At 39.5% G+C, this 14,775-nt stretch carries 12 protein-coding genes; 3 read left to right on the top strand and 9 right to left on the bottom strand.

Going from position 1 to position 14,775, the window contains the following annotated elements; translation table 11 throughout:
* Nucleotides 1–88 precede the first annotated feature (88 nt).
* Nucleotides 89–1,321 (top strand): Zn-dependent hydrolase, encoded by a 1,233-nt coding sequence (locus B5771_RS20500; RefSeq protein WP_088189184.1) that lies wholly within the window; start codon nucleotides 89–91, stop codon nucleotides 1,319–1,321.
* Between the two features lie 288 nt (nucleotides 1,322–1,609).
* On the opposite strand, the gene allE is transcribed toward B5771_RS20500, so the two are convergent.
* Together allE and B5771_RS20490 are read right to left on the bottom strand one after the other, a co-directional pair.
* The gene (gene allE, locus B5771_RS20495; protein ID WP_088189183.1) at nucleotides 1,610–2,374 is read right to left on the bottom strand and encodes a (S)-ureidoglycine aminohydrolase; all 765 of its coding nucleotides are present in this window, start codon (nucleotides 2,372–2,374) and stop codon (nucleotides 1,610–1,612) included.
* A gap of 26 nt (nucleotides 2,375–2,400) precedes the next feature.
* Nucleotides 2,401–2,763, bottom strand: coding sequence for a cupin domain-containing protein (locus B5771_RS20490; protein ID WP_047811057.1), 363 nt, complete (start codon nucleotides 2,761–2,763; stop codon nucleotides 2,401–2,403).
* Nucleotides 2,764–3,052: 289 nt separating this feature from the next.
* Here B5771_RS20490 and B5771_RS20485 point away from each other — a divergent pair, with 289 nt between their 5' ends.
* Complete coding sequence (locus B5771_RS20485) at nucleotides 3,053–4,000, top strand: FadR/GntR family transcriptional regulator (RefSeq protein WP_172408329.1); 948 nt, start codon at nucleotides 3,053–3,055, stop codon at nucleotides 3,998–4,000.
* Nucleotides 4,001–4,149: 149 nt separating this feature from the next.
* Here B5771_RS20485 and B5771_RS20480 read toward each other — a convergent pair whose 3' ends face one another.
* The 3 genes from B5771_RS20480 to B5771_RS20470 all read right to left on the bottom strand — a co-directional run bounded on the left by B5771_RS20480 (nucleotide 4,150) and on the right by B5771_RS20470 (nucleotide 8,053).
* Nucleotides 4,150–5,118 (bottom strand): LysR family transcriptional regulator, encoded by a 969-nt coding sequence (locus tag B5771_RS20480; protein ID WP_088189316.1) that lies wholly within the window; start codon nucleotides 5,116–5,118, stop codon nucleotides 4,150–4,152.
* Between the two features lie 254 nt (nucleotides 5,119–5,372).
* On the bottom strand, nucleotides 5,373–5,582 hold the full coding sequence (gene tatA, locus B5771_RS20475; RefSeq protein WP_088189181.1) for a twin-arginine translocase TatA/TatE family subunit: 210 nt from the start codon (nucleotides 5,580–5,582) through the stop codon (nucleotides 5,373–5,375).
* Between the two features lie 179 nt (nucleotides 5,583–5,761).
* The gene (locus B5771_RS20470) at nucleotides 5,762–8,053 is read right to left on the bottom strand and encodes a PBP1A family penicillin-binding protein (RefSeq protein ID WP_088189180.1); all 2,292 of its coding nucleotides are present in this window, start codon (nucleotides 8,051–8,053) and stop codon (nucleotides 5,762–5,764) included.
* A gap of 392 nt (nucleotides 8,054–8,445) precedes the next feature.
* On the opposite strand from B5771_RS20470, the gene B5771_RS20465 reads away from it, so the two are divergent.
* Nucleotides 8,446–8,673 carry a hypothetical protein gene (locus B5771_RS20465; RefSeq protein ID WP_088189179.1) on the top strand — a complete coding sequence of 76 codons (228 nt, stop codon included), beginning with the start codon at nucleotides 8,446–8,448 and terminating at the stop codon, nucleotides 8,671–8,673.
* Between the two features lie 264 nt (nucleotides 8,674–8,937).
* Here the strand turns inward: B5771_RS20465 and B5771_RS20460 are convergent, their stop codons facing one another.
* The 4 genes from B5771_RS20460 to B5771_RS20445 all read right to left on the bottom strand — a co-directional run bounded on the left by B5771_RS20460 (nucleotide 8,938) and on the right by B5771_RS20445 (nucleotide 14,714).
* Entirely contained in the window at nucleotides 8,938–9,561 is a 624-nt protein-coding gene (locus B5771_RS20460) for an HAD-IA family hydrolase (protein WP_088189178.1), read from the bottom strand.
* A 166-nt stretch (nucleotides 9,562–9,727) separates the two neighbouring features.
* Nucleotides 9,728–12,784 (bottom strand): efflux RND transporter permease subunit, encoded by a 3,057-nt coding sequence (locus B5771_RS20455; protein WP_088189177.1) that lies wholly within the window; start codon nucleotides 12,782–12,784, stop codon nucleotides 9,728–9,730.
* An 11-nt stretch (nucleotides 12,785–12,795) separates the two neighbouring features.
* Nucleotides 12,796–14,010 (bottom strand): efflux RND transporter periplasmic adaptor subunit, encoded by a 1,215-nt coding sequence (locus B5771_RS20450; protein WP_088189176.1) that lies wholly within the window; start codon nucleotides 14,008–14,010, stop codon nucleotides 12,796–12,798.
* Between the two features lie 98 nt (nucleotides 14,011–14,108).
* Nucleotides 14,109–14,714, bottom strand: coding sequence for a TetR/AcrR family transcriptional regulator (locus tag B5771_RS20445; RefSeq protein WP_088189175.1), 606 nt, complete (start codon nucleotides 14,712–14,714; stop codon nucleotides 14,109–14,111).
* Nucleotides 14,715–14,775: the final 61 nt, after the last annotated feature.

Here is a 14,775-nt window from a genome sequence, read left to right as displayed (position 1 = left end):
TATTATCTATAATTACTAAAGACAAAAGTCTAAAAATATTAAAAAATAAAACTAGACACAATATAAGCCAATTTAAGGAGTGACAAACGTGATTAATAAAGAACGTCTACTTCATCGTTTATTGGAATTAGGGAAGATAGGAAGGAATCAATCTGGAGGCATAACTCGTCACGCCTTTACTCAAGAAGATAGATCGGCAAAAGATCTTGTTGCTGTTTACATGCAGGAAGCCGGCTTACAAGTAAGAGAAGATGCCGTAGGTAATCTGATTGGCCGCCGGGAAGGATGTGACCCAAATGCAGCGGTGGTTCTAACAGGTTCCCATATAGACTCTGTTTGTGATGGAGGAATCTATGACGGTGCACTAGGTCTTCTCGGAGCAATTGAAGTCTTGCAGACACTAAACGAACAACACATTGAAACGAAACATCCCATTGAGGTTTATGCTTTTAACGATGAAGAAGGATCTCGTTTTAGTTTTAGTATGTTTGGAAGCCGAGGGGTTATCGGCAATCTAAGCCATAAAGATCTTGAAATGAAAGATAGAAATGGTATTTCCGTCGCTGAGGCAATGAAGGCACAAGGGTACGATCCGAATAAGATCGGCGAGGCTAACCGCTCCCAAGAATCCATCAAAGCCTTTATTGAACTCCACATTGAACAAGGAAAAGTTTTGGAATCGAAGAACCTCTCTATTGGTATCGTCAGCGGCATCGTCAACGAACTTTGGCTAAAATGTTCTGTCTATGGTGAAGCGGGCCATGCCGGAGCTACGCCCATGACCTTGCGTCATGATGCCTTAGTTGCAGCTGCCGAAATGGTTCAAGTTGTTGAACGAGAGGCGAAATCAACAGGAACTACGGTAGCTACCGTAGGACGGCTTAATGTACAGCCGGGAGGTATCAATATCATCCCTGGAACCGTCGAATTTACCTTAGATCTTAGGGATACTTCCCAGGAGGTCAGCGATAAGGTGGAAAGGCAGATCTTTAAGGAATTCGATAGAATCTGCAAGGACAGAGGAGTTAGTCTCAAGACTGATATTCTGCAAAGAATTCCGCCTGCACCTTGCGCAAAAGAGTTCCAAATTGCCGCTCAAAAAGCATGTGTGGCTTCAGAACTCCCATATTTTTCTCTGCCCAGTGGTGCAGGACATGACGCCATGCAGATGGTGAACATCTGCCCCATCGGCATGATTTTTGTCCGTTCGAAAGATGGAATCAGTCACAATCCGGCAGAATGGAGCAGCCCCGATGATTGTGCCGACGGAGTCAAAGTACTGTATTATACTTTATTAGAATTAGCTGTTAAAGTTAGCTAAAACATATTTATCCAATCATAAGGCTCCCGCTTCTATAAGCGGGGGTCTTCCCATACCTCACTTCAAGTTCACTTTATGTAACCTCTTTTAGGGAGTAGTCAAAACTTATAGTTGACCACTCCCTTTAAAGTTTCATGGAGTATCTTTTGTATCTTTAATTCTTTAACGAGTTTGTTGGGAAGCAACTGCCTTGAATTATAAAGTATAAAAAAATGCTCCCATTTACGCAAAAGATATATAACCTTTTACATTATGGGAGCATATTGAAAATAGTTGCTAAATTATCACTTAAAGCTCAACATCTCTGTTGCAATCCTTGGAATAGATGTACGTAAAGTTCGTCCTGCCGACACCATAGGCCGCTTGAGCCACATAAGGGCCGAACCACATGAAATCATCCTTTTTGATCATCGACCAGTTGTCATCAAGGAGATAACAGCCTTCGCCTTCCAAAATATAAGCCCCATGCTCTTGGACATGAGTCTCTACGAAAGGATGGCATCCTCCCGGCGCGAAAGAGAGAATATGCATGTTCATATCGAAATTGATATCAACCGGAAGAAGATCTTTAACGAAAACGTTTTCCATCTCATCATAAATTCTGTATTCGATATCATTAACGTTTCCATAATACACATAAGGATTCATGCCTTCACAGGGAATATAGACTTGTTTATACAGAAGAACCTTCATCGGCTTTTCGCTGGTGTTCTTAAATTCCAGACCTACACCTGCCGGAGCATAAATATAGGCACCATCAATCGCCTTATAGTCTTTACCGTCAACGGTATAGTTTCCTTCCCCTTCAATGCAATAGATAAATGCTTCGACATTGGCTTGCTTACCAAATACCTTGGTTGTTCCACCATTCTTTTCAGCAGTAATCACATATTGAACAAAACTAGCCCCCATTTTCGGCGAAGCGACAATACTGATTCGGCAGCCTTCAATTCCTGGGACAACATTATTAACGAGTCCGTCAGGAGGAATTACGGCATACTTACCGTGCTTTACAACTGCTCTTGTCGTTAGAATATCCTTTGGGTAACCCATAAAAAATCATCCTTTCACTATATCTTCTACTGTTCTTTTTGTTTGGTATACAAAATCACTGCAATATACTCTAAATCACAATCTCCGATATTCTCGATGGAATGATAATCTCCGTCGTTGCAATGCGTCATATCACCAGGACCGAGAATTTGTTCCTGTCCGTTATCATTGACTAGAGCTTTGCCTTTCAGAATGTAATATGTTTCAAAATCTCCAACATGTTGATGTTTGCCGATTGACCCTCCTACAGGGATAATACTTACTCCAAAAAGCCTGCCTGTTCCATGGTTATCCTTATTCTCAAGGATATTGATAATTTTTACTGTGCCTTTTCCGTCTTTTAGGTTTGGGCTGTATTCAACCCGTAAGTCTTCAGCCTTTTTGATCATAAACTGTCCTCCGTTTAGAAAGCGGTCTTGTGGTCGACCACTTTATTTGCAATTTCATTCTAACTCATGTATTGTTATAATGCAATCTTTAATTTCGGGTGAACTCGGTCAGGGAACCACTCCCCTTGTACAAGTGGGACTCTTACGATTGGCTAAAACGTTTGCTATAATTAATATGTCAGTTGATGACTAACAGCTGCTAGGACACCAGAAAGGCTTGATAAGACAAATGGATAATCTTACCCCAATACATATTCCCGAAAATATGCTTTTGTTACGAAGGCGGCTCATGCTGTCGCAAAGCGCCTTTATTCATAACTATTTAATGAACAATAATCAGCCTCACCTTAGTATATCCAAACTTTCGACACTTGAAAAAAAGTTAAGTAAGGACAGCGAACATTATGCCTCACTGCTTGCTCAAGCTTTCGCTGTAGATTCTAAACTCTTTCAGCTCCCCCCTGATGATTTTGCCAAGAATATTGACGTGTTTCTTGCCAACCAACGATCTCTCCATGGAAAGACCTTAGCCGATCTCAGTCCAATCGAAAAAAAATCAAGCCAGGTTGAAACTCTGGCTAATACCCTCAGTAATTTTCTTGAAGACCAAATCTTAGCAAACAAAATGAAGCCTGGCGATAAGCTTCCCTCAGACCGCAATCTTGCTGCCCTATTTAATGTTGGGCGAACTTCCATTCGCGAAGCTTTAAAAGTCTTAAACGTGCTTGGGCTTATCAATATTCTCCCTGGACAAGGTACTTTTATTGCCTCAGACAGCTCAGAATTTTTTTTGACCCCGTTATCTTGGACATTTTTCTTGGGAGATAAGAATTTGGAGCATGTGATATCAGTACGTAATGTCCTGGAAATTGAATCGGCTCGTCTAGCCGCTATTAATGCAACTATAGAAGATTTAGATAATCTTGAATTGATTTTCGAACAATCTAAAAGAGCATATCTTGAACGTAATTATCAACACTTCGTTAATTTAGATCTTGATTTTCACCTCTCAATTGCGCAATGTTCCCATAATCCAATCCTAAGTAATTTGCTCCAAACTTCGCGCAAACTCATTAAACATATCAGCAAAAGCGGTATGGTGAACATAGATAATTTAAATGCCGTCTATCAAGAACATAGTCTCATCTATGAAAACATCTCGCAGCATCGTAACGACGAAGCCGTTTTAGCCATGAAAAATCATCTTGAAAACGCTCAAATAAGATATAGCCTTTAGCAAAGAACAATATGCGCAAAAAAAGCCTCCAGGAGCCAAGAGCCAATGGAGGTTTTTTATATCGTAATTCGAATTTTCAGCTATGAATCCTCCCTCTACCTGCGCTATCACTTGAGGCGGAGGACTTCTTATGAGCTATATTAAATGGTTTACTTTGAAGCTAGCATATCATTTTTTTTCTTATTTTTCTCAAATTCATAATAATCCTTACTTATAATATCCTCAATCTGATTATGGTCATGAAGCAGATCGATTAAAGCACGTTCTTTTTTAGTCTTAGTAATTTGGGCATTGGTCAAAATACTGAAAGGTCTATAAATGGGGCCGTCTTCGAATTTTAAGGCCTTGAAATGCTTTTGATCATCGTTGCTGCTGACGGTTAGCTTGGACATAACTGCAATTCCAAGTCCCGCCACAATGACTTCCTTAATCGCTTGAGTGCTGCCTAATTCCATGGCTACATTCAATTGATCGGGATCAAGCCCTTTCTCCTTCAGAGCTATTTCCATGACCTTGCGAGTTCCAGAACCTTCTTCTCTTGTCACAAGATGCTCAGATAAAAGTTCTTCCAAGGATATCGTATTTCTTGATCCCCAAGGATGGAAAACCGGTATCACAACAACTAATTCATCCTCCCAGAAATTCTCAACATTCAGGTCCTTATACTGAATGATAGGACCTTCAATGAGTCCAACATGCAGTTTTTTTTCCGAGATATCTTGTGAAATACTATCTGTATTGGCGATCTTAACCTTAAACTCAACATCAGGATGATGCTGGGACATAAACGCTAAAATTTTAGGGAGAATGTATTCCCCAATGGTTAAAGTAGCCCCAAGGTAAAGCAATTTGCGCTGATCTTTAGCAACAGCATTGATCTCTTCCCTGGCGTGGGAAAGAATGTCCAAAACTCTTACAACATGGGTATAAAAGATTTCACCTTCTTTTGTCAGCGTAACCCCTTTATTCGTACGGTCAAAAAAACGTGCGCCATATTCATTTTCCAGACTCTGTATCTGCAAAGTGATACTGGGTTGACTCATATGAAGACGCTTGGCCGATAAGGTAATATTATTCGTTTCCGCTACTTCTTTAAACATCTGAAATACTTGTTCGATGATGAGCCATCTCCTTTCCTGAGTATTTCTATGAATAGTCTCTCTTTCTAAAGTGAACTCGTTCAGCAAAGCTGAACATCGGGGTTCAGATACAATAATGTCCAATGGACATTATTGCCGAGCCGCCTTTCCCAATTGGAATACTTAGCGGCGAAGGAGGATTCTACCCCACCTGAAGTTTACTAAGGACTACTTATTGAAGTGGGGGTCTGTCATCTCAGATTAGGCAGGAAACGTTCCAATTGTTCATCAATCTATTGTTTATTGTTCTGGTTGTTCTGGTTGTTCTGATCGTCTACTTTCGTTTCAGTAGTTTTTCCCTCAGAAGCTTTTTTAAATTCTGCAATTCCTTTACCTAATGATTTACCGATATCCGGCAGTTTTCCAGGACCGAAAATAACTAATGCAATGACCAAAAGGATAGCCATTTCCGGAACATCAAAAAACCCGAACGAGATCAGCATATTTATCCCTCCTGCATAATTTCCAAACTTTTGCTTACAACGAATCAACTTTGTTATCTATTCATTAGAATTACCTAGATCTCAAAGATGATTCAAATTTATTTACGGTTTTTTAGGAAATAAGCTCTGTCCGAAGACAGAGCCTAAAAGATGACCAATGGCAAACGATAGCTTCCGTTTTAATAAGGCGCTTCCTGCAATTGCTGCGGCAAAGGTGCTTCAGCCGGCAAACGGTAAGACGCTTCATTCGCTGGCCAAGTAATGGCAGGATCTCTATCCGGAAGATATAAGAACACACGCGAGACTTTGTTGGGATCACTGGCCGGAACTATCACTCTTGGATTCTTGGGATCAACATATTCCTGTACCCATATATTACTAACTTGAGTAGGAAAATTCCCCTGAGCGGCTATTTCCGTTTGAATGAACTGCGAGGGTGTTAATGAACTTGGTAAATATCCCGATTTCGTATCAATTTTACCGCTAACAATTCCTGCGGGACGGGAAAACTGTGTCTGCACCTTCTTCCCTTGAAGAGCGACGGTCATGACCTTCTTCCAAATCTGAGCTGGATAGCTTCCGCCGTAGACTTGACGCAAATAATGCTGCCCATCGGGATCAGAATCATAACCCATCCAAACTACTCCGCTGTAATACGGAGTATAGCCGGCAAACCAAGCATCGGGATTACCATTTTTATTGCCATAGCTTTGCGGCAGAGATGTGGTGCCTGTTTTTCCGGCCACAGCCCAATCCCCCATTTTTGCCGCATAACCTGTTCCGCTCGTTACGACGCTGCGCAGCATATCATTGATTAAATAAGCGGTGGTTTCTTTCATGACACGTTCTCGAGTTATTTCCGGAGTAATAATAGTCTTTCCCGTTGAATCAAGTACTTTATCAATAGCATGACTGGTAACACGCACTCCATTGTTGGTATAAACTCCATAAGCTGAAGCCATATCCAATGTCGAAACGTGACATGTTCCCAGAGCCAAACTTAATACCTTATCCTGACTTGTCAGAGGTAAGCCAAGATTATCTCTGGCAAATTGCCAACCAGTATCCACGCCAATTAAACTCAAAAGCTTGACAGCATAAACATTAACGGACTGCGCCAATGCATAACGCATTGTAATCCGTCCTTTCCAGCCTGAAGTATAAGTATCATCATCTACAGGGCTGTAAGTCTGACCAGCCCCTAAATTAAAGGTAACCGGCATATCATCCAAAACTGTCCCGGGATAATAGCCACCCTTATCCAAGGCGGGACCATAAACAGCTAAAGGTTTAATTGTAGATCCCGGCTGGCGCTTAGCTTGCCAAGCACGATCAAAATTTCCAAATTGATAATTCCGTCCGCCAACCATAGCCACAATATTGCCCGTCGATGGTTGGACAATTGTCATCGCCCCCTGGACAAGAGTCTTATCATAACTTTTGGGGAAATTTGCCGGGTCATTAAAAGCGTCTTCAGCCGCCGTTTGTATTTTGGGATCAACCGTTGTATAAATTTTTAATCCTCCATTAAAGATTTGATCCTGAGTCAAATTGTATTTATTCTCCAACTCATTGACAACATAATCTACAAAAGACGGATACTTATAATTATCTGTTGCATAAACAGCCTTTTGTGGTCCGCCATATGTTTTAATCATCGTGTCTACATAGGCAAAAGATTCATTAATAGATTGATTGTACTGTGCATCGTCGATTATTCCCGCATTGCGCATAACGCCAAGAACTATATTGCGTCTGGCCTTGGCTGCATTAGGATGAAAATAGGGATCATATCCGCTGGATGCTTGGGGTAATCCCGCCAAAAGTGCCACCTGAGCCGGGTCAAGCTGGCTGACGTCTTTGCCAAAATAGGTTTTGGCAGCTGCCTCAATACCATAGGAAGATTCGCCAAGAGGAATTTTATTGAGATAAAACGTAAGGATTTCATCCTTGGTATAGCGGCGTTCAAGTTGTATGGCAATAAGAACTTCTTGAATTTTTCTCGTTAGCGTCTTCGCCGTGGGATCTTGGATGAAGGCATTGCGGGCCAATTGCTGCGTAATTGTGCTGGCCCCTTCTTTGGCGCTTCCAGAGATCAAATCCTGATATAGTGAACTGACAATTCGAATCGGATCTATTCCGATTTCCTGATAAAAACGTTTGTCTTCAACAGCAACAAATGTTTTTTTCACGATATCCGGGATTTGAGATGAACTCAAGCTAAGCCTATTCACTGTACTATGTAACTGAGCGATTTCATTTCCATCCTTATCATAAATAACCGAAGACTGCTTCATGTTGTCCAGAGAGGAGGGATCCCATTGCGGAAGCTGTGCAGCTGCCTTCCATACCATAATTCCGCTAATAGCAACAACTATAATAAGCATAGTCAAAAGTGAATAAAGGAACACTCGAAGCTTACTGATTTTTCTTCGTCGTGAACCGCTATCCTTGCGCGACGTTTTAGCCATATTAAATAACCCCCAACAATTAAATACTAATTAAAGTATAACATACTAAATATCGAGAAACAGAATGGAAATAATTGCTTATTCGTCACTTTAGTACATTTTTTGCATTTCAGGGGCTAAGGTTCCGTCAAATAACAACAATTAAAATCAACTGTTCTGTCTATTTCTATGGAGAATATGCTGAAAGCACATGAAACCACATACTCTGGCATTATATACTTCTTATATAATTAATTGCTGAGTGAATAGTGTAAAATAAATTAATATTTTCTTAAAGCAGGTAATTCTGAATTATTAGCGAACTCTAATTATTAGGAAGATTATTAGGAAGAATAATGACATGAGATGTTGTAAGGTGCCATTACATAATCACGTAAAAAGGAGAGAGGCTAATGAGCGGAAGGTGTTATACACTTCATAATGGAAACAAAAAATTAAATGGTAATTTCAATACCGCCATAAGAGGAACTACTGCTGCTGTCATCTATTTAAAGACATCGAACAACTATAACGCCAAAGAAGACCAAGATGATCGAAAAAAGGCCATAATCTCGGTGAGTATAATATGTACCTTCATATTCTTCTTGACTACTCTTGTTATGGTTGCAAATATAAACTGATTTTTAACATAAACACGAAGATTGTTAGAAGCCGCTCACAGTTAGCGACTTCTAACAATCTTCCAACAGATAATATATATTGATTTATCCAATCGTAAGACTCCCACTTCTTTAAGTGGGAGTGGGTCCCCCGTACTCTGCTTCGGTGAGGGTAGAGTCCCCCACCGAAGTCTCGATGTTCAGCTTTAGCTGAACGAGTTCACTATGTTATAACGAGGGACCAGTGTTGGTAAGAGAAAGATTATGACATTCCGGGATTTCCCTTTACTGTAAGTCCATTATAGACAAAATGTCCTCTGGGAAATAGGCGATATAATCTGGTTGTTCACCTTGTAACATCTCTAGCAAATCATATCCCCAGTTGGCCCAAATAATCTTAATGTCCAGCTTTTTACAGGAACTTACATCTCTTATTTCATCTCCGATATAAATTACTTCTGACGGTTCTAACTTTTTGGAGATTAATAATTTTTTAATCACCTTGTCCTTACCCAAGATATTATGAGAATTAATAATAGTTTCAAAGACATTAAGTTGTTTTTTACCCAAAAAATCTCGGATGTTACTCTCAGAGTTTGAAGAAACTATCGCTAATTCATATCCTTTTTTCTTCAGCTCAATTAAAATTTCTCTCATACCTGTAACCAAAGCAATACTTTCCAAAGAATGTTTGTACTGTTTAGCAAAATCAGCAGCAAAGAGCGGGAGTTTGTAAATCGGAAAATTAAGGGTCCTAAATCGTTCGTGCAGAGGAAGCCTTTTAATTGAATCGAAACTCTTGATTTTCCTTACATGATATTTGTCAGCGAGTTGATTGTAAATGTTGACAGAAATATTTTGAGAATCAACCAGAGTGCCGTCGAAATCAAACATAAGTAATTTCACCATCGGAATGCTCCTTTTATGTTATTAAAAGGGTAAACGAATCTTGTATAGTATATTCACCCTAAAACATAATTTGACATTTGACAGTTCTTCTTTCACAGACCATCAGTGATTAGTTATCATCGTTATATTCAAGAATGACAAAAATGACAAAAGGGGGACAAAAGATTTAAAATTTGGCCATATGTCCTTGAAAAGCTCTTTGCTCTAATTTAGAGTTTACTAAAGAATAAATAACCGGTATCACGATAAAGGTCAGGAAGGTCGCTGTCAAGAGTCCAAACATGATCGTTACCGACATCGGTCCAAATAACGCGCTTTTAGATAAGGCAAGAGGTATAAGCCCGGTGATGGTTGCCGTAGAACTTAATATAATCGGACGAAATCTTTGACTAACAGCATACATACAAGCTTCATCAATCGATAGCCCCTCTTCCCTCCCGCCGTTAATATATTCAATAAGCAGGATCGCGTTTCTAATGACTACCCCAATAAGGCTTATAATTCCCATTACGGCTGTTAAGGATAGCGGCATTCTAAAGACCATGAGTCCAATAACAACTCCTATTAAGGATAATGGCAGAGAACACATAATGATTAAAGGCTGGACAAAGGATTTAAATTGAATAAATAGTAAAACGTAAATTATTAGAATCGTTAAAACTCCTGCCAAGGCGAGACTGGTGAAGTTCTTCTCGATTTGATTTTTTTCTCCGTCATAGAGAACATTGACACCATTCAAATCCATGGCAGCAATCTGCTGACTTAACGCATTTTCGATATTAACCGAATTGTATCCAGTTTTAACATCACTGTACACTGTCACCGTTTTTTCCTTTTTGTAGTGTTTAATTTGATCTAGCTCAGGAGTAAGTTTTATGGATGCCACCTGGGCTAAGAGAACCTTATTATCTGTAACACTGGATTTAATTTGCAAGTTTTCAAGATCTTTTACTGAGGAAATATTAGTTTTTACTAAAATGTCAAACTCACTGCCGTTTTTTCTGTAAACTGAGCCGCTGTAACCATTTAGGGCAATGTTAATTTGCTCAAGAATATCCGATTTAAGCAACCCGAGCTGTGAAGCTTTGGCCACATCAATATTGACCTCATATTCATAGGATTTCTGCGCCGCATCATCTCTAACGTTCATAGTTCCAGGTATATTTAACAACTTCTGCTGAATCTTTGCGGAAGCAGAGTATAGTTTCTCCAAATCATCTCCAGTAAGCCTCAAGCGTATAGGGGCCCCTATTGGCTGAGCTTGTTCTAATTGTTTTACTGTAGCTGTCCCTTGACTAAGTTTGCTGTCCAATATACTTTGTAGATGCTCAGCAAGCTCCTGCCTTGTTTGGAACCGATTTGTTTTGTTCAGATCGATTCGTACCATTATTTGTGCTGTATCTTTGGAAGCTGCTACTGAAGCTAAGGTTATATAAAATTTTGGCATACCGCCGCCTATGGCAGAGGTATATCCTGTCACTTCTTTCTGAGCTTTAAGGACATTTTCGACTTGTTTGACCAAATTTGCTGTACTGTCAATATCTTCAACCTTCTCATTGGAAACATCGATATACAGGATATTCTTATCTACATAAGGGAAAAACTGCATTCCTAAGGTTTTCATTAGGCCAAGAGCGGCTAAGAAAATTCCTAAGGCTACGACAACAATCCTCAGTTTATGCTTTAGTCCATAGCTTAAAAGTTTACGGAACATTTTACGGACAATGCTTTCTTTAGTAAGAGTTTTACTTTTTCTAAAAAATAGAGAAGACATGGCAGGCGTTACAAGTAAGGCGGAAATATACGAACAAGTCACACAGATCATAACAACCTGAGGCAAGGTCCTTAGAAATTCCCCAACAGCCCCTGGGATCGTGAGCAGCGGAGCAAAGGCACCCACGATAATTAACGTGGATGTAAATACCGGCACAAATAGTCGCTTTATGCCTTGAAATGCTGCCTCATTTCCAGATAGCCCTTTATCAATACCTACTTGGACAACGTCACCGATTACAATTGCATCATCGACCAGGATTCCCAGAGCTATGATAAGGGCCGTGGTAGACATTTGCTGAACTTTAATCCCCAGGATATACATCGCAAGAAAGGACATGGATATAGATATTGGGATAACCGCAGAAACCACCATGGCATTGCGAAGACTCATTCCAATGAGTACAGTGATAATAACCAGAATTATTCCTTCGCGAAGATTCTTCATGAAAAAGGAAACGGAATCACTGACGTCTTTAGGCTGAAACGTTACCTCGTCAATCGTCAAGTCATTTGGCAGTTGTTTCTTTAGAGCATCTAATTTTTTACTAATGTTATCACCAATCAGGACAATATTTTTATTGTCTTGGAAATATCCTGCCAGCAATACCGCATTAGCACCGTTATCTCTAAATTTAAGACTCGAATCCTGATCATAATCCATGTATACTTTTGCAATATCTTTGATTCTTAAGGTTTCTCCGGTAGTCGGTGAAACCCCTATTATTGTATTTTGGATATCTTGCAGGGAAGTAAATGTCCCCGGCGTTTCAACCTTGATCTTCCCTGTTTTCAAATTCAAAGATCCGGATGGAATATTAATATTTTGAGCTTTTAGTACCTTACATACGTCGTCTAAGGACACGTTATATTTATTGATTTGAGTCCAATCGACGTCAACGATTACTTGCTTATCTTGCTTTCCCTTGACATCAAATCTGGAAATACCGTCAACATTGCTCAATTCTTTCTTAATATCATCGGCATAATCACCCAGTTGCTCATAAGAATAGTTCTTACCTGAGATACTTAAAATCATCCCCGCTGTCTCTGTAAGGTTCGTATCAATCGTACTATCTTGACATCCATCAGGGAGCTCCGATTTTAAATCTTTAATTTTATCTCTTAGGTCTCTCCAGGCTTTATCTTTATCGGCATCATTGTTCAAATAGACGATAACGATAGAAGCACTATTCTTGGAATATGATTCGGCATAATCATAGCCATCAATTTCCTCAACTTTGTCCTCTATTTTCTTAGTGACAAGTGTTTCTATATCACTTGGAGAAGCTCCGGGATAAATCGTGGTAATCATAGCAGCAGGAGAGGAAACGTCCGGGCTTTCTTGCTTAGGAACTATATAATAACTATAAAACCCTGCGATAATAACTAAAGCTACTAGAAATAAGACTATTTTTTTATTCTCAATGGCTGCTTTAATCAGTCTCAATATTGTTCACCTCACTTTTCCGAAACTTGATAACCCGCTTTAATATTCTTCATTCCCTCAATAACAAGTTTATCTCCGGCTTTTAAACCTTCTACTGAAACTTTATCCTCATGCGCATCGCCTAAGGTTATATTTTTTCGAACGGCTCGGCCATTCTCTATAACATATACGTAATCTTCACCGTCATTTAGAATGCAGCTGATGGGAATCAAAATCGATCTCTGTTCCCCTGTCTCTATGTATACTTTTACACTTTCACCGATATAAAATTGATCGTTGTCGATAGGATTTAAAAGCTTAATTTCAGTACTAAACGTCCCTGATTGCTGATCCGCCATTTGCACAATATTGCTGATTTCGCCATCAACACTCTGATTATCTATAGTTATCTTTGCTTTCATACCAACTTTAATTTTCTTAACATCCTTATCTGATAATCCGACAGTAATGACTTGATCATCGCTTCTCATTAAAATAACGGGATTTCCGGCTGGCTGTAATTCGCCTTCTTTACAGAGAACATCGACCACATAACCATCCAGATCCGAAACCATTGAGGCATCCTGTACTAAGTCCATTTTGGAATTATAATCAGCAGTCGCTGCATTCAACTGAGCTAAAAGTGCTTCTTTGTCTTCATCTCTAGATCCATCTCGAAGCTGCTGCAAAGTCTGCTGCGCACTGTTCAGAGCAGCTTCGCTGCTGTCAAGTTGCAGCTTTGAACCATCCAAAGCCTGTTTGGAAATCGCTGAACTATTATATAAGGTAACATTTTTATCATACAAATCCTTATAATAATTATAATTATCCTGCGCATTTTTCACCGCTATCTCGGCCTTATTAATATCTTCTTGCTGGGCACCATTTACGGCTTTGTTATATTGAGCGGCTGCTGCATTCATTTGGGACTGAGCAGCTTGCATTGCATAATTTAAGTCTGTTTTGTCAAGATCAACCAGGGGCTCGCCTTTGGTAACATGCTGTCCTTTCGCAACGTAAATTTTGGCAATTTTGGCAGAACTTTTAAAGGATAGCTTTCTTACCTCACTCTCGCCGGTAATCCCCTGATACTCCAGCGAAACCGGATAGTTCTCTTCCTTTACCTGTACTGTCTTGACAGGATAGGTTTTAGTATCAGATTTATTGCTATCACTATTTGTTCCACATCCACTAACGAGTAAAAATGCCAATAGCAATGAGAAAATAAGTAAAACTCTTTGTTTCATCCCCTAATCCCCCTCGAGTTATCTCTTAGCAAAATGATTACCGTCCCCTGATTTTTATCTGCTTATCGTGTTCGAAACCCAACTATTCTTTAGGCCTCTTAATTTTGTAAGCCGTTGACTAAAACTTTGGAAGCGCTTCTGCATAATCGTTCAATTTCCATCGGTATAAGGTCGCCTTTCAATCGAGTCTGGACAATAAAAAGACCAATTAAAGATTCCACATACATCAAAGAAACTGTAAAAAAGTCATTTTTCTCAAGTTTCTGTTCATTATGTAACCTAACTAATTTTCTCTCCAAAATTTCAACGATCGATTTAAACGTGCTTGTAACATTTTCAACGAGCTCTGATCTCTGCTTGGACTCAATTATTGCCACAATCAATACACCCTTACTTTGAACGATCCTCCTATACAATTCCATTCCAAATTGAAAAAGCATTTCTTCTAAGGGAATGTCACTTTCTATGATGCTCTCAAGTTTTGAATTGCTGTGTTTAGTGAGATCTTTGGTTATCGCTAAGAAAATCCCCTCTTTATTTTTAAAGTGCCTAAATAGAGTTGCTTCATTGACATTAGCTTCTTTGGCGATCATTTTCGTAGTCGTACCTTTAAAGCCATGATCCACAAAAAGTTGTTTAGCTGCTTCAATAATTCTGATACTCAGAGTATTATCAGTTAAATTACCAGTCTCTATCGTCTCCATTTTATAACCACCACCTATTGATATTATGCGTGCAAGCACTTGCGTGTTTATTGTACCAAAC

The sequence above is a fragment of the Desulfosporosinus sp. FKA genome, from assembly GCF_002196785.1.
Lineage (GTDB): Bacteria > Bacillota > Desulfitobacteriia > Desulfitobacteriales > Desulfitobacteriaceae > Desulfosporosinus > Desulfosporosinus acididurans.
The sequence above is the reverse complement of the archived record's forward strand: the minus strand, read 5'-3'. Positions and strand labels throughout refer to the sequence as shown.

Excerpts from the sequence above, each read along its gene's own strand:
- allE (WP_088189183.1), bottom strand. The coding sequence starts at position 2,374 with ATGGGTTACCCAAAGGATATTCTAACGACAAGAGCAGTTGTAAAGCAC.
- B5771_RS20490 (WP_047811057.1), bottom strand. The coding sequence starts at position 2,763 with ATGATCAAAAAGGCTGAAGACTTACGGGTTGAATACAGCCCAAACCTA.
- B5771_RS20485 (WP_172408329.1), top strand. The coding sequence starts at position 3,053 with ATGCTGTCGCAAAGCGCCTTTATTCATAACTATTTAATGAACAATAAT.
- tatA (WP_088189181.1), bottom strand. The coding sequence starts at position 5,582 with ATGCTGATCTCGTTCGGGTTTTTTGATGTTCCGGAAATGGCTATCCTT.
- B5771_RS20470 (WP_088189180.1), bottom strand. The coding sequence starts at position 8,053 with ATGGCTAAAACGTCGCGCAAGGATAGCGGTTCACGACGAAGAAAAATC.
- B5771_RS20465 (WP_088189179.1), top strand. The coding sequence starts at position 8,446 with ATGAGCGGAAGGTGTTATACACTTCATAATGGAAACAAAAAATTAAAT.
- B5771_RS20460 (WP_088189178.1), bottom strand. The coding sequence starts at position 9,561 with ATGGTGAAATTACTTATGTTTGATTTCGACGGCACTCTGGTTGATTCT.
- B5771_RS20450 (WP_088189176.1), bottom strand. The coding sequence starts at position 14,010 with ATGAAACAAAGAGTTTTACTTATTTTCTCATTGCTATTGGCATTTTTA.
- B5771_RS20445 (WP_088189175.1), bottom strand. The coding sequence starts at position 14,714 with ATGGAGACGATAGAGACTGGTAATTTAACTGATAATACTCTGAGTATC.